General features: G+C 71.6%; 15 protein-coding genes. All 15 read right to left on the minus strand.

The genetic code is table 11. The features are described from left to right. Positions 1-23: 23 nt before the first annotated feature. A complete protein-coding gene (locus tag ACFZDL_RS03885; protein WP_353591220.1) occupies positions 24-1,340 on the minus strand; it encodes an MFS transporter in 1,317 nt (438 codons plus the stop codon). Next, positions 1,328-3,106, minus strand: coding sequence for a GMC oxidoreductase (locus ACFZDL_RS03890; RefSeq protein WP_353591221.1), 1,779 nt, complete (start codon positions 3,104-3,106; stop codon positions 1,328-1,330). The genes ACFZDL_RS03885 and ACFZDL_RS03890 overlap by 13 nt, the downstream gene beginning before the upstream one ends. Next, a complete protein-coding gene (locus ACFZDL_RS03895; protein WP_353591222.1) occupies positions 3,103-4,527 on the minus strand; it encodes a glycosyltransferase in 1,425 nt (474 codons plus the stop codon). The genes ACFZDL_RS03890 and ACFZDL_RS03895 overlap by 4 nt, the downstream gene beginning before the upstream one ends. Continuing rightward, a complete protein-coding gene (locus tag ACFZDL_RS03900) occupies positions 4,520-5,923 on the minus strand; it encodes an alpha-amylase family glycosyl hydrolase (protein WP_353591223.1) in 1,404 nt (467 codons plus the stop codon). The genes ACFZDL_RS03895 and ACFZDL_RS03900 overlap by 8 nt, the downstream gene beginning before the upstream one ends. Positions 5,924-6,044: 121 nt before the next feature. Then, positions 6,045-7,052 (minus strand): ABC transporter substrate-binding protein, encoded by a 1,008-nt coding sequence (locus tag ACFZDL_RS03905; protein WP_353591224.1) that lies wholly within the window; start codon positions 7,050-7,052, stop codon positions 6,045-6,047. Next, on the minus strand, positions 7,045-7,905 hold the full coding sequence (locus ACFZDL_RS03910; RefSeq protein ID WP_353591225.1) for an ABC transporter ATP-binding protein: 861 nt from the start codon (positions 7,903-7,905) through the stop codon (positions 7,045-7,047). The genes ACFZDL_RS03905 and ACFZDL_RS03910 overlap by 8 nt, the downstream gene beginning before the upstream one ends. 7 nt (positions 7,906-7,912) lie before the next feature. Further along, positions 7,913-8,770, minus strand: coding sequence for an ABC transporter permease (locus ACFZDL_RS03915; RefSeq protein WP_353591226.1), 858 nt, complete (start codon positions 8,768-8,770; stop codon positions 7,913-7,915). Beyond that, complete coding sequence (locus tag ACFZDL_RS03920; RefSeq protein WP_353591227.1) at positions 8,767-9,834, minus strand: LLM class flavin-dependent oxidoreductase; 1,068 nt, start codon at positions 9,832-9,834, stop codon at positions 8,767-8,769. The genes ACFZDL_RS03915 and ACFZDL_RS03920 overlap by 4 nt, the downstream gene beginning before the upstream one ends. Then, positions 9,831-10,472 carry an OsmC family protein gene (locus tag ACFZDL_RS03925; RefSeq protein WP_353591228.1) on the minus strand — a complete coding sequence of 214 codons (642 nt, stop codon included), beginning with the start codon at positions 10,470-10,472 and terminating at the stop codon, positions 9,831-9,833. Before ACFZDL_RS03925 ends, ACFZDL_RS03920 begins: the two co-directional genes overlap by 4 nt. An 18-nt stretch (positions 10,473-10,490) precedes the next feature. Next, positions 10,491-11,657 carry an alkylhydroperoxidase domain protein gene (locus ACFZDL_RS03930; RefSeq protein WP_353591229.1) on the minus strand — a complete coding sequence of 389 codons (1,167 nt, stop codon included), beginning with the start codon at positions 11,655-11,657 and terminating at the stop codon, positions 10,491-10,493. Further along, positions 11,654-12,742 carry an LLM class flavin-dependent oxidoreductase gene (locus ACFZDL_RS03935; RefSeq protein WP_353591230.1) on the minus strand — a complete coding sequence of 363 codons (1,089 nt, stop codon included), beginning with the start codon at positions 12,740-12,742 and terminating at the stop codon, positions 11,654-11,656. Before ACFZDL_RS03935 ends, ACFZDL_RS03930 begins: the two co-directional genes overlap by 4 nt. Next, positions 12,742-13,491: an ABC transporter ATP-binding protein gene (locus tag ACFZDL_RS03940; protein ID WP_353591231.1), complete on the minus strand. Its 750-nt coding sequence runs from the start codon at positions 13,489-13,491 to the stop codon at positions 12,742-12,744. The genes ACFZDL_RS03935 and ACFZDL_RS03940 overlap by 1 nt, the downstream gene beginning before the upstream one ends. After that, a complete protein-coding gene (locus ACFZDL_RS03945; protein ID WP_353591232.1) occupies positions 13,491-14,369 on the minus strand; it encodes an ATP-binding cassette domain-containing protein in 879 nt (292 codons plus the stop codon). Before ACFZDL_RS03945 ends, ACFZDL_RS03940 begins: the two co-directional genes overlap by 1 nt. Next, on the minus strand, positions 14,366-16,180 hold the full coding sequence (locus ACFZDL_RS03950) for an ABC transporter permease (protein WP_353591233.1): 1,815 nt from the start codon (positions 16,178-16,180) through the stop codon (positions 14,366-14,368). The genes ACFZDL_RS03945 and ACFZDL_RS03950 overlap by 4 nt, the downstream gene beginning before the upstream one ends. 10 nt (positions 16,181-16,190) lie before the next feature. After that, positions 16,191-17,330, minus strand: a complete 1,140-nt coding sequence (locus ACFZDL_RS03955) for an ABC transporter substrate-binding protein (RefSeq protein ID WP_353591234.1) — start codon at positions 17,328-17,330, stop codon at positions 16,191-16,193. Positions 17,331-17,348 lie beyond the last annotated feature (18 nt).

Below are 17,348 nucleotides of genomic sequence, written 5' to 3' on the forward strand. Positions count from 1 at the left end.
CCGCTCATGGGACGGTCTGCCGCTCATGGGACGGCCTGCCGCTCCTGGGTACGCGCGGGCGCCACCGAGCAGGTGACCGGGGCCAGCCCGGCGATGATCACCGCCGCGACCGCCAGCAGGCCGAGGGCGGTCGGCAGTCCGACGACGGTCGACAGACCGCCGATGATCGGGGAGACCAGCAGCCAGCCGAGGTTTCCGGCGAAGCCGACGTGGCCCATCACCCGTGCCGAGTCGGGGAGCGCGCCCGCGGCGGTGAACGCGCCGGGGAAGACCGCGCTGATCCCGGCACCGGCGACGACGAGCGCCGCCAGCGTGATGCCGGGCCGTCCGAGGAGCAGGGCGATGGTCAGCACGGCCGCGCAGCACAGGGTGCCGATCCGGATCAGACGGACCCACCCGAGGCGATCGACCAGCCAGTCGTTGAACAGCCGGGTCACCACCGAGCCCGCCGAGAAGGCCGCGTACCCGGCCGCGGCCATCGCGGCGTCCGCCCCCACATGCCGCAGATACACCCCGCTCCACGACGCGGGGGCGTCCTCCACCAGGGCGGCGAGGAAGGTCATCAGCGCCAGCAGCGCCACGGTCAGCCGCCTGTTCGGCCTCCCGCCGGCCGGGGCCCGTCCGTCCGCGTCCGGCAGACGGCCGGACACGGTCCGGGCCCCGGGCTCCCCGGGCCCGGCGGAGCCCTCCGCCGTCTCCGTCTCCTCCACCGCCGTGGCCTGGTCGCCCGGCCCTGGGCACGCGGGCTGCCGCGCCTGTTCCCCGTCCGGCTGGAGCCCGCAGGCCGCCACCGCCGAGACGACGGCGAGCAGGACGGCCACGGACACGAACTGCGCCGTCAGCGTCATGCCGAGGGACGCCGTGGCGACTCCGGCCAGGCCGCCCGCGACGGCGCCGATGCTGCGGATGGCGTGCATGGAGTTGAGCACGGCGCGTCCGTACTGCCCCTGGACGAAGACCGCCTGTGCGTTCATCGCCACGGAAGTGCACCCGTCGGCGGCGCCGAGCAGCAGCAGCACGCCCATCAGCGACCACGCCGAGTGCACCGTCGGGACGAGGCCGAGCGGCAGACACAGCACCACGGGCGCCAGCGCGCTGACCGTACGGCTGCCGAGGCGCCGCACCAGCAGCCCGCCCGCCTGGCTGCCGATCAGCGCGCCGAGCCCCGGGCCTGCCAGCACCAGGCCCAGCACCCCCGCGGACAGTCCGAGTCCGTCCTGCACGGCGGGTACCCGGGCGGCCCAGGAGGCGAAGATCGCACCATGGACGAAGAAGATCGCGGACACGGCCGTCCGCGCCCGCCGCAGCGGCGCGGGCACACGGCCGGCTACCTCACGCACCGGACCGCTCCGTTTCCCGGCCGGTGGCCGGCGGGGATGGTGTGCCGCAGGTGATCGGCGAGGCGGAGCGTCAGCGCGACCCCTGGCAGCACCGGGCCGGCCGAGTCGAGGGCGGGGAAGACGGCCGGTCCGGCGACGTACAGGTTCCGTGTGGCGTGTATCCGTCCGTCGGCGTCGGTGTGCGCGTCACAGGGGTCGTCGCCCATACGAAGGGTGCCCATCTCGTGGTGGCCGCAGCCGAGGGGTTCCCGCCGCTCCTCCGGCGCCGGCAGGGCGGCCGGCCGGCCGTCGGCGACGGGCACGAACCGTCCCGAGCGCAACACCTCCACGGGGCCGTCACCGACCAGGGTCCGCACGACGGCCTCGGCCGAACGGTCCATGGCGTCCCAGGTCCGCAGATCCGCCGGACCGGGCGACAGCCGAACATACGCGAGGCGGGAGCCGTGGTGATCCCGCTCGTCCAGCAGGCTCACTTCGCCGGTTCCGTCCCCTGCCATCTCCGCCACGCCGGCGAGGGTGACGACGAGATGCCGAGGCGGGACACGGAGCATCCGATCCAGCGCCTCCACGTCGTGTCTGGGCGTTTCAGTGTAGAGCCGCCGGGCGGCCTCCTCGGGCAACGACCCGACTCCATAGGCGGTGATCTGGTGGTGGAAGCGCGTGTCGGGACCCGACGGATGCCGGCACGCGCCGCGCGTGTGCAACGCGGCGGCGCCCCACGCCCGCGCGGGTTCCCGGTGGGAGTCGAAGGGGAAGGGAACGCGCACCGTCAGGTTGGAGCGCAGATGGGTGGTCAGGGTGTGCGCCTGGCCCGCGGGGTGCGCCAGGCCGCCCGCGCCGAGCACAAGCCGGGCGTTCTCGATGGTGCCCACCGCGAGGACGACCACGGCGCGGTCGGGCACGCGCAGCCTTCCGCGGCTTGTGTCGATCGCCGTGATCCTGTCACCGTCGGCCTGGAGGCCGGTGACATGGCAGTCGGTGAGCAGTTCCAGGTCGCCGGTGCCGTCGCCGAGCCGTTCGGTCAGCAGCGGCGCGGAGCTGAACCGCACCAGCCGCAGCGCTCCCTCGCCTTCGCCCTCGCCCTCGCGCTCGCCCTCCATGGCGTCGATCGCCAACGGCATGTTCAGCCGTGCCGCACGGCCGAATGTGCGGCCGCTGCCGGCGGCTTCATGGGTGTGAGGCGGATCGGACAGTTCGCTCGGAGGGAGCAGTCCCGGCAGACGGTTCCCCAGCAGCGCGCCGAGCAACCGCCCCCGCAGTCGGCGGTTGAGCTCACCGTCGAAGTGCGGTGCGGCGCGTGAGAGGCCCAGCAGCTTCGCCGCGGCGGGCAGGTACCGGTCGGTGAGTTCGGCCATCACGCCGGCCGGCCAGCGGTCCCGGATGCCCTCCTGGTCGAGCACCGGCCACACACAGTAGGCGCCCCAGAACAAGGACCGGCCGCCGACCCCGTACGCAAGGCCGTGGTACGGGAGGTCGGAACGCCACGGCACCCGCCATCGGCCTCTCCCGGCGGGCGCGGACTCGGCACCGTGGGCGGTCACCGGTTCGAACAGGCACGGTGGAGGCACGGTCTCCTCCGCCGGCGGGGCGTTCTGCACATGCTCGGTCCGCGCCAGCCGGCCGGACTCCAGCAGCAGCGTGGACACCCCGCCCCCACCCTGGCCGAGCTGCCAGGCGAGAACCGAGCCGAACGTGCCCGCCCCGACGATGATGACATCCGGTTCCTGGCGCGGGGTCAGCCAGGGAGTGGCACCGGGCGCGGTCACCGCCCCACCGCCGTGGCGGCGCGGCACAGGTCGAGATAGAGCGACGCGTGGTCGCGGAACTCGCGTTCCGCCAGGGAGCGCAGCGCGCAGTGGTCATGCGCGGCCCGCCCCAGCCTGTCGCGGAGCGCTTCGTCGCGCAGCAGCCGCCCGACCTGCCGGCCGAAGGCCGCGAGATCGGTGGGGTCGTCGACCAGAAGGCCGGTCGCACCGTGGGTCACCTGGGCACGGATGCCTCCGACGGCGCTCGCCACCAGCGGGCGTCCCTTCCACATGGCCTCGGCCACCGCCAGCCCGAACCCCTCTTCCAGACTCTTCTGGACGATGACCGTCGCATGCCGCTGCAAGGCGTTGACGATCAGGGCGTTGGCCCGCAGTTCGGCGGTGTCGTCGGCGAGCCCCAGGCCGACGAGGTGAACGCGTCGGCGTACGTCGGTCGGGAGCGTCGCGCGTTCCCGCAGGACCGCGCCGAACACGGCCAGGTTCTCCGGGTCGTCGGCGACATCGGCCGGGTCGGGACCGGCCAGGACCAGGTGCGCGCCGGTGGCCGGCTCGATGTGGCGTACGAAGGAGGCCAGGGTGCCCGCCATGTCCTTCAGCGGGTCCCACCGCGCCAGTTGCAGTACGGTCGAAGCGCCGGGCGGCAGCGGCTCGTCCTGCCACACCGTGACGCGGCGGGCCGCGTAGGACGCCACCGAGGTCTCGGCCGCTTCCCCCACGGGCTCGGCGCCGGGCGAGCCGAGCAGCCCGATAGCCGCCAGCACGCCCCGCACCTCCCCCTCCCCCATGGGCCGGCACTTGTCCGACACGCCGTCAATGGCCGGTGCGATGATCGACACCCGCGCACGGTCGAGGCCGGGTGGAACGTAGTCCGGAAGGGAGAAGACGCAGCGCAGCGGGGCCCGCAGGAAGGGTTCCAGGAACGTCCAGGCGGCGGCCACCTCGGGGCCCGGGAAAGAGGTGCCGATATGGCTCCGCCAGGCCACCCGCATGCCCGCCTGCCGCAGCGCCGGCGCCATCCCGAGAGTCTGTGGATCGTGCAGCAGCACCAGGTCACCGGGGGCCATGCAGGTCAGCGCCTCGGCCGCGGCCTCGCGGGTCGTGCGCTCGTACACCGCGAACTCGTCCTCGCCCAGCGGCCGTCCATGGCCGGGGCTGCCGTGGAAGAGGTGATGCAGCTGCTTGGTGATGCCGAAGAATTCCTGCTCCCCGTTCATGACCAACCAGCGGGCGCGCATCCCCGCCCGTGCGTGCCGGGACATCGCGGAGCGCAGCAGCTCGGCGACGCCGCCGCCGACCGCGGTGGTGTTGATGTGCCAGACGGTACGGCCGCCGAGGGCGTCCAGCGCCGCCGCGACCACCTCGTCCCGGGTGGAGGGTGTGTCTCGTGGAAGTGGCACCTCCACGGGGGTGATCTCAGCCATCGATACACACCGCCGCTCCGGCGAAGTCCAGGTCCACGGCGACGTCGCCGCGTTGATAGCGCCAGTGGCCGTCTTCCGCGGGCAGTGGCCTGTACGGTCCGGTGAGCCGCTTCTTGAGCGCTATGAGCCTGCGGGTCTCGTTCAGCAGCGAGGCGGGGTCCGCCCTCTGATCGGCGACGTTGCGCTCCGTGTCGCCGAGCGGCAGCCAGGGCTCCCCGGTGGTGAAGCCGCCCCGGCGGCCCCGCTCCCAGGGCATGGGCGTACGGCTGGCGTCACGCGGCCAGGGCGCCGGATCGCGCAGCCGTCCGGCCGGGACGACGGTGTCCTCCATCCCGATCTCATCGCCCTGGAACAGCACACAGGCGCCCGGGAGGGTCAGCAGCATCGCCAGGGCGAGGCGGGTCCTGCGGTCGTCGCCGTCACACCACCTGGTGGGAAAACGGGACAGGTCATGGTTCGAGGCGAGCCATACGGGGGTGTCGCCCGGGCCCAGTGTCTCCAGCCAGGTCTCCACGCAGACGCGCAGGGCGTCGGCGTCGAAGTCCGAGAAGAGAAGCTGGAAGTACTGGGGCAGCTGAAGCTCGTCGCCCTTGCCGTAGTAGGCGACCAGGTCGGCCGGTTCGGGCACCCATGTGGCTCCCATCAGCAGCCGCGGTGGGTCATATCGCTCGGCTATGGAGCGCCAGCGCCGTAAGACGTCGTGGACTTCGGGCTGATGGGCGCTGTGGACCGGCCGCTGGCCTCGGTTGAGGTCCCACATGTGGTCGCCCTTGCGCGCGACGGGATTGTCGCGCAGCCGGCGGTCCTTCACCATCACATAGCAGGCGTCTATCCGGAAACCCGCGACGCCCTTGTCGAACCAGAAGGCGAGAATGTCATCGAACTCGGCCCGCACCTCCTCGTTCCACCAGTTCAGATCGGGCTGCTGCGGCAGATAGCTGTGCAGGTAGTAGGAGCCTTCGGTCTCGTCGTACGACCACGCGGGCATATGGAGTGAACTGACCCAGTTGTTGGGGCGGTCGGCCCAGACGTAGTAGGAGCGCCTGGTGCGCGGCGAGGTGAACCACGGGTGCTCGATGCTCGTGTGGTTGGGCACCAGGTCGAGCAGCACCCGGATGCCCCGGCTCCCGGCCTCGGCGATGAGCTGGTCGAAGTCCTCCATGGTGCCGAGCGACGGCTCGATGGCCCGGTAGTGCGTCACGTCATAGCCGTGGTCATGGTTGGAAGAAGCGGTCACCGGGGTGCACCAGATGGCGTCCACTCCGAGCCAGGAAAGGTAGTCCAGACGAGACACGATGCCGGGAATGTCGCCCACGCCGTCGCCGTCGGAGTCCGCGAATGAGCGTACGTACAGCTGGTAGATCACCGCGTTCCGCCACCATTCCAGGTCTCCCAAGGTCCGGCCTCCCAGGCTCGTGTCATGCACCCGCCATGGGCGACTACCCGATGGTCCACAACTGTTGACCATCGGTTTCAGCCAGATCTCCGCCCGCCGCCTTTCCGGAACACCGCTCGGATCACCCCTCCGAGGCCAGGGCCTTCGCGGCGATCGTGTGGTCGATCGCCGCGTCCCAGTCGACACTCTTGGTCAGGACTCCGGATGCCTTGAGTTCCCTCTCCTGACGCTTCAGATCGGCGAGGAAGCGCTCGTCCGGCGCCGAGAGCAGGTACTCACGGCGGCGGAAGGTGGCCGCCGCGACCTCGGTGTTCAGCTTGTTGGCGGAGGCGAAGAGCCGCAGCGCCTCGTCGTGGTGGGCGTTGACCCAGGCCAGCGCCTTGCGGTAGGTGCGGAGCGCCTTGGCTATGGTCTTCGGGTACTTCTTCACATAGTCCCGGTGGCCGTAGAGCACCACATAGTTCTCGACCAGGCCCTGGCCGGTGAGCAGCGTACGGGTGCGCTTCGACGCCTCGAGCTGGGCGGCGAACGGGTCCCAGGTCTGTACGGCGTCCACGGAGCCGGAGAGCAGCGCGGCGGTGATCTGGTCGGTGGTGAGGGGGACGAACCTGATCTCATCCGTGTCGATCCCCGCCTTCTCCGCCGCGCGCAGGACGAACAGGTTCGCGTTGACCGTGGTGCCGTAGGAGCCCAGCTTCCTGCCCTTGAGATCGGCGACGCTCGTGATACCGGAGTCCTTGCGGACCAGCAGCGCCTGGGTCCGCGGGCTGTGTTCGACGAGGGCGACGACGGTGAACGGCTGGCCGGCGAGCTGGATCGGCCCCAGCCCGCCGAGCCCGAGATCGAGCGCGCGGGCCGCCACCGACTGCTGGATGACGGTCGGGTCGAGGACCCTGAGCGAGACGTCGGTGCCGTCGCCGCGCAGCGCGGAGTCGAGCGTCTTCTGCTTCTGCAGCACGTCCATCACGATGTAGGGCGGCTGGAATCCGATCCTCAGCTGCCCCGCGAGACCTTTCGCCGCCGAACCGGAGGCCTCGGCGCCGGGCCCGCACGCCGCGAGCGATGTCGCGGCGGCGCCGCCCACCGCGGCTCGCAGCAGTCCGCGCCGGGACACAGGGAGGTCAGGCATGGTGCTTCTCCTCGGAAGGATCGGTGTGTGAGGAATCGGTGCGTGGGGCATCGGTGCGTGGTGAATCGGTGGGGGAGGCATCCGCGCGTGAGGCATCCGCGCGTGGCGTAAGGCCACTCAGCGCGAAGTCCCCGAGCAGCGCGGCGCGGTGCTCGGCGAAGCGCGCCGAGGCCCGGTCCCGCGGGTAGGGCAGGCCGATCTCGTGGACGCGCCGCACACGCCCCGGGCGGGGGTCGAGGACGACGACGCGCTGGGCGAGCGCGACCGCCTCGTCGATGTCGTGGGTGACCAGGACCGCGGTGACGTTGTGGGCGGCCCAGATGTCGTGCAGGGCGTCCTGGAGCCGGATCCGGGTGAACGCGTCCAGGGCGCCGAACGGTTCGTCCAGCAGCAGGACGTCCGGAGCGGGCGCCAGTGCGCGGGCGATGGCCACGCGCTGCGCCATACCGCCGGACAGCTGACCGGGGTAGGCGTCGGCGAAGCCCTCCAGGCCGACGAGGTCCAGGAGCTCGGCCACCCGTCGACCGCGCGCGGCGCGGTCGCCCCGCAGCCCGGCGCCAATGTTCCTGGCGACGGACTGCCACGGGAAGAGACGGTGTTCCTGGAAGACCAGGCCGCGCGAGGCATGCGGCCCGGTGATGGGTTCACCACCAGCGGACACCTCCCCGTCGCCCCGGGTGTCCAGGCCCGCGATGGCCCGCAGGATGGTCGACTTGCCGCAGCCGGACGGGCCCACCAGGGCCGTGAACTCGCCCGGCGCGATGTCCAGGTCGACGCCGTCGACGGCCCTGAGGGCACCGGCCGGGGTGGTGAACGTACGGCCGTAGCCGCGCAGGGACAAGGCGATGCTCATGCTCGGCTCACGCCCCCGCCTGCAGGTCGCGCCAGCGCAGCAGCCGTCGCTCCGCGGCCCGTACGAGCAGGTCGGCGGCCTTGCCCGCGACGGCGAAGACCAACAGCGCCGCGATCACCACATCGACCCGTGACAGCTCGCGTCCCTGGTTGAGCATGAACCCCAGCCCCGAGGTGGCCCCGAGGAGTTCGGCGAGGACCAGCAGCACCCAGGCGACGCCGAGCGCGTACCGGATGCCGTTGAGGATCTCCGGGAGCGCAGCGGGCAGCACGATCCGGCGCAGCACCGTGGGCCGGTTCCACTGGAACACCTGGCCCACCTCGACGAGTTTGCGGTCCACGTTGCGGATGCCGCCGAAGGTGTTGATGTAGACGGGAAAGAAGCTGCCCACCGCGACCAGCACGATCTTCGGCGCCTCGTCCAGTCCGAGCCAGACGATGAGCAGGGGCGACAGGCCCGACACCGGTACGGTGCGCAGCATCTGCACCGAGGTGTCGAGCAGCCGCTCGGACAGCGTGGACAGGCCGACGAGCGAGCCGAGCAGCAGCCCCAGTGATGCGCCGATCAGGAAGCCGGAGGCCCAGCGCTCGACGCTCGCGGACAGGTCGGTGAACAGGGTGCCGTCGCCGGCGGAGTCCCACAGGACGCGGGCCACCGCGCCGGGCGAGGGCAGCAGCAGCGGATCCATCCAGGTGTTCCAGGAGGCCAGCTGCCACACCACGAGCACACCGAGCGGAAGCAGCCACGGCAGCGGGTCCGGCCTCCAGGCTCCGCGTCGGCGCCCGCGGTCGGGGCCGGTCTTCCGCGCCGGCGGTTCCCCGGCCCGGTGGGTGCCGGGCGGTGCCGCCCTCGTCGCCGTGGTCACGGGCGCACCTCCGCGCTCACCGCCGCGCCCACGGGAACCTTCCCGGGAGACTCCGTGGGAGGGTCGAGCAGCGGGGCGACCTCGGTGGCGACGAGTTCCAGATTGCGCAGCGACTCCTCCACCGTCGCGCCATAGTGGACCTGCACGATCAGCTCGGTCGCGTACGGCAGGATCCGGTCACGGTTCAGCTGCTCGGCGATCTGCTCCGGATGGCCGTGGAAGAAGTTGGACCGCGCGAGGTAGTCGTCGAAGCCGAGGCCGGGCGGGAACTCGCCGTTGCGCAGGGGCCCTTCGAGATAGTGGCGGACGATCCGGCGGAACTCCCCCTCGCTCGCCGCAGGGTCCTTGGTGGCGAACAGGGCGCGTGAGACGGCGATGCGCGGCGGCGCTCCGGGCCCCGCGGCCAGGTGTTCCCGGTAGCGCTCGACCACGCGCAGTTGGTCGAGGTCCGTCGGGCCCTCCACGCCGAGCGCGCGGCGCGCCAGCAGCAGTCCCGCGCCCCGGTCCCCGGCCTCCGCACCGCCGTGCGGATGGGCGGAGGACCACCACACCCGGTCGGCCAGCCCGGGGACGGGCGGCTGGAGGACGGGGCCGTCCGGGCGGTCTCCCAGCGGTTCGCCGCGCAGGGTCCGCAGCGTCCGGGCGAGCACCTGTGAGCCCCGTTCCCGGCGGAGCGCCGGGTCGATGCCGAATGCCGCGAAGACCCTCTCCGCCTCGGGGCCGAATCCCCCGTTGCCGAGCCCGAGTTCGAGCCGCCCTTCGCTGATCTCGTCGACGACGGCGGCGTCCTCGGCGAGCCGTACGGGATCCTCCAAGGGGGCGATCACGACCGCCGTGCCCAGCCGGATACGGCTGGTCCGCGCGGCGGCGGCGGCCAGAAACGGCAGCGGTGAGGGAACGCGTCCGTAGTCGTCCTGGAAGTGGTGCTGTGAGATCCAGCCGGTGTGGTAACCGAGTTCGTCGGCGGCCTGGAAGACTCGCAGGAGGCCCCGGTAGGTCTCGCGCGTGTCGACGGGCCCGTTCGCGTGGGTGAGGAAGCCGAGCCGGATGCGCGGGGCGGTCATATCTCCTCCGGACTGCCGGTCAGGACGACTCGGCCGGTGATGTTCTGCGGGTTGATGAGGAGGTTGTAGATCGGGCATTTGCGCTCGACCGTCTCGTGCAGCTCGCGGATGCGCGCCTTGGTGGCCGGTGAGGTGATGTGCACGGTGTACGAGATGTTGTGCGGGTAGATCGGCACCTGCTCGAACCCGGGCGCTCCGGCGCGCGGGTCCTGGTCGGCCTGCACCTCGACTTCGAGGGAGTCCAGGGGGATCCGCAGGTCGGAGGCCTGGATGAGGAAGATGTGGGTCAGGCAGCTGGACAGTACGCCGAGCTGGATCTCGGGCGAGGCGGGCCCGAGGTCGTACCCGGCGAAGTCCAGCGGGGAGTCACTGAGGATCTGGTGGTGGCGGATCCGGATGCGCCGCACACCGCTGCGCTCCTCGGCCTTGGTCCTGGCCCGCAGCCGGTTGGGCTCGGTCGCGGGGGCGGTGCGCTCGGCCTCCCGTTTGGCGAGCAGCGCGGCGCGCTTGACCTCGAGGTAGGCGCGCAGTCCGGGCTGGGGGTCGGCGGCGGTGTCGAGCAGTTGGTCCGGTGCCTGAAGCTCGTCGTCCTTGTTCTTGGTGCGGGTGGTGGCGTTGGCTGTCGCGGTGGGGGACATGGCGGTGGCTCCTTCGGTTCAGTGCCGCGCGGACGGTTCGGGGTCGCCGAGGGTCAGCATCAGACGGTTGGCCCAGGCGAAGAACGCGGCGGCCTGGACGGCGTCGAGGATGTCCAGGTCGTCGAGGTCGAGTGCGCGCAGGGCGGCGACATGGGACTGGTCCGCGGTCGGCGGTGTCGTGGTCAGGGCCGCCGCGAGATCCGTGATGGCGCGCCAGCGGTCGTCGAGCGGGGTGTCCACGCCTTCGTCCAGAAGCCGCTGGACGTCCCCGTCCCGCTTGGAGAGCTGGGAGGCGAAGCGGCTGTGCACCGACGCGCAGAACACGCAGCCGTTCACCCGCGAGGTCACGGTGGCGGCGAGTTCGCGCTCCTGCCGGGGCAGGCCGCCTCGGGTGTAGAAGATGCCGTTGTCGGTGGCGGTGCGCTCGCCGAGCACCGCCGGGTCCAGGGCGAGCAGCCGGAAGTACGGGGACTGCAGGCGCTGTCCGGGCAGGACCGCGCGCTGCTCTTCCGTCACCTCCTCGACCGCGACGGGCTCCAGCCAGGGCGTCCAGCCCAGCTGTTCCTGGGTGAATCCGGCCTGGGGCGCGTCCAGCGGGCCGTGTGCGGGGCCCGGTGCGGGCCGCTCGTCGCCGCGGATCAGCGCCAGGCCGGCCAGCAGCCGGACCTGGAAGCTGACGTACGCGATGAGCTGCGACACCGTGATGATCTCCGCCGCGTCCAGCCCGGCCTCGGCCAGGGCGTCCAGGTCGGCGGGGGTGGCCGCCGCGGGCCGCAGGACGAGCAGATCGGCGTGGGCGAGGATGGCGCGCAGCCGGTCGGGCAGCGGCCGGTCGGACTGCGCTCCAGGGGCGAGCGGTTCGGTGGCGCGGGGCAGCGGTCGAAGGTCCTCGACGGCCGTCACGAGCTCCTTCGTCGCACCGGCCGTGCCGAGCAGCTGCCCGGTGTAGTGCTCGCCCAGCGGCTGGTCCCCGTGCAGCCGCGCCACCCGCAGCGCGGCCGCGAACCGCTCGGTGGCGGTCACGGCGGTGGCGGGGGCGGCGGATGCGAAGAGCGCGTCGTAGCTGCCCTGGGTGTGGCCGGTCGCCTCCGGTCGCCGGGCGCGCAGCCGCGCCAGGGGTGAGCCCGGTGCGCTGCCGAGCAGGGTGTCGATCAGATCGGTGGGTGTCCCGGATCGGGTGGTCATCGTGGGTGGCCTTCCTCGGCGGGGAAATCGGTGGTGGTGGCGCCGCGCCCGGGCACGGTTTCCTGGCCGTGGCGGTGGGTGTCGTGATGGCCGGGCCGCCAGCCCAGCGCCGGGGCGACCTCGGTGGCGATCAGCTCCAGCGACCGGAGCGTCTTGTCGTGCGACGGGTCGATCGAGTGCACCTGGACGATCAGGTCACTGGCCAGCGGGAGCAGCCGGTCGGCGCCGAGCGAGGCGATGACGTCCTCGGGGCTGCCGACATGGGCGTCGTCCTGGGTGCGCCGGGCCGCCGCCTCGCCCGCCACCGCGGCGAACCGGCGGAAGCCGTCCTCGGCGTCCGCCAGCGCCTCCGCGCGGCTCGGGGCCACGTACACCGACCGGGACAGGCCGATCCGGGGAGCGGCGTCCGGCCGCGCCCAGTGCTCCAGGTAGGCCGAGGCCAGGGGGTGTTGCGCATCGCCGAGCGGTACGCGGGGTGGCTTTGGCCGACCGTCCGGCACCGGGCTGAGAGCGGTACGGGCGAGCAGCAGACCACTGCCGTTGCGCGCGGCCCGTACCGCCCCCGCCTCCCCGAAGGTGGCCTCCCAGAGCCGGTCGCCGAGGGCCTCGGCGGGTGGGAACAGGGGCGGGGCGCCGGACGCGGGCTCCTTGCCGGACAGCGCGTCGCGCACCACCCGCAGGGCCCGTTCGTAGGTGTCTCGGCGGTCCTCCACCCGTTGGCCGAAGACGGAGAACACGAGGTCGCCGCCGCCCGTGCCGAAGCCGAGCTCCAGCCGTCCGCCGCTGAGCGCGTCGAGCACCGCGGCGTCCTCGGCGAGCCGGAACGGGCTCTCCAGGGGCAGGGTGATGATCCCGGTGCCGAGCCGCAGCCGTGTCGTACGCGCCGCGGCGGCCGTCAGGAAGACCAGGGGCGACGGCAACCCGCCCTGGTCGCGCAGGTGGTGCTGGGCGACCCAGCCGGTGTCGAAGCCGAGTGCTTCGGCGGTGGTGAACACCTCCAGGGCCCGCGCGTACAGCTCGGCGGGCGGGGCGTCGTCGACCAGGCGTGTGAAGACGCCCAGCCGGAACGGCTGTCGTTCGGACATCAGGTGGCCTTTCCGAGGTAGGACTCGCGGACGGACGGGTCGTCGAGCAGCGCGCCCGCCTGCCCGTGCAGCACGATCGAGCCGGTGCGCAGCACATAGCCGCGGGAGGCTATGGACAGGGCCAGTTCGGCGTTCTGCTCGACGATGAGCACCGCGACGCCCAGCGTGCGGTTGACGTCGGCGATCATGTCCAGCACCCGGTCGACGAAGAGCGGGGAGAGCCCCATCGTGGGTTCGTCCATGCAGATCAGCCGCGGTCTGCTCATGAGCGCCCGGGCGAAGGCCAGCATCTGCTGCTCGCCGCCGCTGAGGGTGCCGGCGTGCTGGGTGCGGCGTTCGGCCAGGCGCGGAAAGGACTCGTAGAGCCGCTCGATGTCCTGGCGGATCTCGCCGCGTCCGGCGCGGGTGAAGGCACCGAGGTGCAGGTTCTCCTCGACCGTCATACCGGTGAAGACCCGTCGGGCCTCGGGGACGGAGGCGATGCCCCGGCGCACCCGGGCCCTCGTGGGCAGGGTGTCGATCCGCTCGCCGTCCAGCACGACCTGGCCGGCGGCCGGCCGCAGCAGGCCCAGGACGGTCTTCATGGTGGTGGACTTGCCGGAGGCGTTGCCGCCGAGCAGGGACACGATCTCACCTGGTCCGACCTGCAGGGACACCTGGTCAAGCGCCTTTGAGGGGCCGTAGAAGACGTCTATGTCCTTCAGTTCCAGCAGCGGCGGGTTTGACACCGGCGCCGACGCCGACGCCATCACCGGGACACCCCCTCGCGTTGCGCACGGCGTCGGCCGAGGTAGGCCTCGACGACCCGCTCGTCGTCACGGACCTCGGCGGGCGTCCCGGCGGCGATCGCCTGTCCTTCGTCCATCACGATCACCCGGTCGGAGACCGTCATCACCAGGTCGATCTTGTGCTCGACCAGCACGATCGTCTGTCCTTCGGCCTTCAACTCAAGGAGCTGGGCCAGCACTTCCGCCGTCTCGGTCTGGTTCATCCCGGCCGTCGGCTCGTCCAGGAGCAGCAGCGTCGGTTCGAGGGCGAGGGCGCGGGCGATCTCGGTGCGCCGCCGGTTGGCGTACGACAGGGTGTGCGCGCGGTGGTCGGCGCGCGGGAGCAGCCGGGTCCCGAAGCGGGCGAGTTGCTTTTCGGTCCGCGCGGCGGCCTCGGACTGTTCGCGTCGCACGGCCGGCGGTTGCACGAGGGCCAGCAGCAGTTCGGCGAGCAGGGGGAGCCAGCGCAGCACGGGCAGATGGCGCAGCCGGGGGAAGGGCCGGGTGTGCTTCAGCGTGGCGTACTGACCGACGTAGACATTGTCCGCGACAGGCAGGCTCGCGAAGACCCGGCCGTTCTGGAAGGTGCGGGCGATGCCCAGTTCCGCCCTGCGCTCGGCGGGCAGCCGCTCGATGCGGCGGCCGTGCAGCCGGATCTCGCCGCTGTCGGGGGTGAGCAGCCCGCCGAGCAGGTTGAGCGTCGTGGTCTTGCCGGAGCCGTTGGGGCCGATGATGCTGACCACCTCGCCCTGCCGGACCTGGAACGAGACGCCGTTCACGGCGCGTACGGCGCGGAAGGAGCGGGCGAGAGCGGTGACTTCGAGTACGGGCGCGGGTGTGGGAGGGCGTTCGGCCGTCATGCCCGCCTCGCCCACAGGCCCTGCGGCCGGAATCGGATGAGCAGCAGCAAGAGCACTCCGTAGGTCAGCAGTCTGGCGTCCTGCGCCATCCGCAGGAACTCGGGGGCGCCCACGAGGACCACCGCGCCCAGCACGGCGCCGAACGGGCTGTTCATCCCGCCGAGCACGATGATGGTCAGGGCCAGCATGGACAGGTCGGGGCTGAACATCGTCGGGTCCAGATAGCTGTACTGGTGGGCCAGCAGACTTCCGGCGAGCCCGGCGACGAAGGCACCGACGGCGTACGCGAGCGCCTTGTAGTCGGCCGGGCGCAGACCCGAGGCGCCAAAGGCCGTCTCGTCCGCGCCGACCGCCGACCAGACGGTGCCCAGGAAGGACTTCTGCAGCCGTACGACGAGCCCGAGCGCGACCAGCAGAACAGTCAGGTCGAGGAGATAGGTCTCGGTGGGGGTGATGATCTGGTGGCCGAGGAGGCTGGGCGGCGGGATGGCCGTGATGCCCAGCGGGCCGTGGGTCAGCCAGTCGAGGTTGAGGATCGCGGCCACGGTCACGGCTCCGATGCCGAGGGTGGCGATGGACACGTAGTGGCCGCTGAGCCGCCATGTCGGTGAGATGAGCACGGTGCCGACGACCGCGGCCGCCAGGCCGGCGGCGAACAGCCCCGCCAGGAAGGGCCAGCCGTGCTCCCCGACGAGCAGCGCCGAGGTGTAGGCGCCCACCGCCATGGGCCCGGCCTGGCCGAGTGAGACCTGGGCCGCGGAACCGGAGACGAGGGTGAGGGAGAGCGCCAGGATCGCGAAGATCAGCACCTGGGTGCCGGTCGTGAGCTGGTAGTCGTCCGCCACCCATGGCACGGCGCCGGCGGCTCCGGCCAGGGCCACGACCTGCCACCACCTCAGCCGGACCGGCCGGCCGCCGCCGAGGAACGTCCCCGTCAGCGGCTCGGCGGAGATCAGGGGCACCTTGCCCAGCAGTCCCCCGGGCCGCAGCCAGAGCACCAGCAACAGGACGCCGAAGATGATGAGGTTGTCGACCCCGGCGCCCCAGTACGAGATGCCGAAGGCTTCGACGATGCCCAGCGCCAGCCCTCCGAGCACGGCTCCGGGCAGACTGCCGAGGCCCCCGAGGGTCGCGGCGGTGAAGGCGGTCAGCCCCGCGGCCGTACCGGAGCTTGGCGAGATGTTGCTGTTGTACATGCCGACCAGGACACCGGCCAGGCCGCCGAGCGCCGAGGCGAGCATGAACGACAGGTTCCGCACCCTGCCCACGGGCACGCCCATCTGCAGCGCCGCGTCGGAGTCCTGGGCGGTGGCGCGGATGGCCTGCCCGTACTTCGTGAACTTCAGGAAGCCGCCGAGCAGCAGGATGCAGCCGACGCTCACCGCGAACATCACCACGTCGAGGGTGCCGAAACGGAAGCCCCCCACCTGGAAGTTGAGCGTGTCCAGGGCCTGCGGGAACCGCCGGGTGTCGGGGCCGAACACCACCTGGGAGAGGTTGTCCAGGACGACCGAGACCGCGTACGTGGCCAGCAGCGCGGCGATGGGCGGAACCTTGGCCAGCGGCCGGACCGCGAGCACGTTGACGACCAGGCCCAGGACGGCGGTGAAGGCGCAGACGCCGACGATCGCCGCCCACAGCGGCCAGTGCTGCTCGGCGATGAGCCACCAGCCGGACATGGTGCCGACCGCGAAGACCGACCCCTGGGCGAAGTTGACCACATTGGATACGCCGAAGATCAGCGAGAGTCCGATCGCGACGAGCGCATAGGTGTTGCCGTGGATGATCCCGGCGAGCAGTGTGTCGATCATCTTTCGACCGTCATCCTTCGGCCGGGACCTGCTCGCCGTTCTTGACGATCACCGCGACGGGGGTCGGCGGGTCGGCAGGACGGCGGTCGGACTGGAAGCGGAACTTTCCGTACTGCACGCTCGGCAGATCGGTCGAGCTCTTCAGCCCCTGGTACACGCCTTGCCGGGTGGCCCCGCCCTTCTTGGCCGCGTGCACCAGCTGGGTCAGCGCGTCGTACGCGTACACCTCGAACGCGCCCGGGACATGCCCGTACTTCGCCTTGAACGCCTTGGTGAACGCCTTGACGCGGGGCTCGGTGGAGTTGGGGAACCAGGTCGCCGTGGTCAGCGCGCCCTCGGCGCTCTGGCCCGCGAGCTTGATGCCCGTGGCCGTCAGCTGCTCGGTGAAGATCTTGGCGGTGACCCCCGCCTTGGGCGCCTGGGTGAGGATCGCCGCGGCGTCGTTGTCATAGCCGATGTCGTAGACGAGATCGGGCGCGGAGTCGCGGGCCTTGATCAGCAGCGGCCGGAAGTCGGTGGTGGAGGGGAGGTAGGCGGAGCTGTAGGTGACCGTCAGCCCGAGCTTCTCCGCCCGCTTCCGGAAGATCTCGAAGACCTGCTTGCCCCAGTCGGTGTTCTGGTAGACCACCGCGACCTTCTTGCCGAACTTCGCCAGCTCATCGGTCTGCTGGACCTCGGCGGTGGCCTGTGAGATGCCCGGGCTCCACATGTACTGCCCGCCGAGGGTGAACTTCGGCGAGGAGTTGGTGAAGCCGTACTGAACCAGCTTGTTGCGCTCGTAGACCGGCGAGGCGGCCATCGAGGCGGGGCTGGAGAAGTCGCCGAGCTCCGCGATGATGCTCTTGTCGTTGACGAACTTCTGGGCGATCGGAACGGACTGCTTGGGGTCGGACTGGCTGTCCTCCCACTTCAGCTTCACCTTGCGGCCGTTGATGCCGCCGTCGGCGTTGATCTGGTCGAGCGCGAGGTCGAAGCCCTGTTTGTAGAACTTCCCGTACTCGGCGTACTGGCCGGTCACGGGAGCCGAAACCCCGAAGTAGACGGGGCCGGTGCCGTCGGCCGATGTGCCGGAGCCTTCGCACGCCGACAGGGCCAGCAGGGAGGTGGTCGTCAGGGCCCCGATGAGCAGGCGTCTCTTGCTGGATATCACGGTCGTACTCCTGATGAA

The organism is Streptomyces sp. NPDC007917, from assembly GCF_042959105.1.
GTDB lineage: Bacteria > Actinomycetota > Actinomycetes > Streptomycetales > Streptomycetaceae > Streptomyces.

Coding starts and splice junctions, on each gene's coding strand:
- ACFZDL_RS03905 (WP_353591224.1), bottom strand. CDS start 7,052: ATGCCTGACCTCCCTGTGTCCCGGCGCGGACTGCTGCGAGCCGCGGTG.
- ACFZDL_RS03895 (WP_353591222.1), bottom strand. CDS start 4,527: ATGGCTGAGATCACCCCCGTGGAGGTGCCACTTCCACGAGACACACCC.
- ACFZDL_RS03920 (WP_353591227.1), bottom strand. CDS start 9,834: ATGACCGCCCCGCGCATCCGGCTCGGCTTCCTCACCCACGCGAACGGG.
- ACFZDL_RS03910 (WP_353591225.1), bottom strand. CDS start 7,905: ATGAGCATCGCCTTGTCCCTGCGCGGCTACGGCCGTACGTTCACCACC.
- ACFZDL_RS03945 (WP_353591232.1), bottom strand. CDS start 14,369: ATGACGGCCGAACGCCCTCCCACACCCGCGCCCGTACTCGAAGTCACC.
- ACFZDL_RS03925 (WP_353591228.1), bottom strand. CDS start 10,472: ATGTCCCCCACCGCGACAGCCAACGCCACCACCCGCACCAAGAACAAG.
- ACFZDL_RS03950 (WP_353591233.1), bottom strand. CDS start 16,180: ATGATCGACACACTGCTCGCCGGGATCATCCACGGCAACACCTATGCG.
- ACFZDL_RS03935 (WP_353591230.1), bottom strand. CDS start 12,742: ATGTCCGAACGACAGCCGTTCCGGCTGGGCGTCTTCACACGCCTGGTC.
- ACFZDL_RS03940 (WP_353591231.1), bottom strand. CDS start 13,491: ATGGCGTCGGCGTCGGCGCCGGTGTCAAACCCGCCGCTGCTGGAACTG.
- ACFZDL_RS03930 (WP_353591229.1), bottom strand. CDS start 11,657: ATGACCACCCGATCCGGGACACCCACCGATCTGATCGACACCCTGCTC.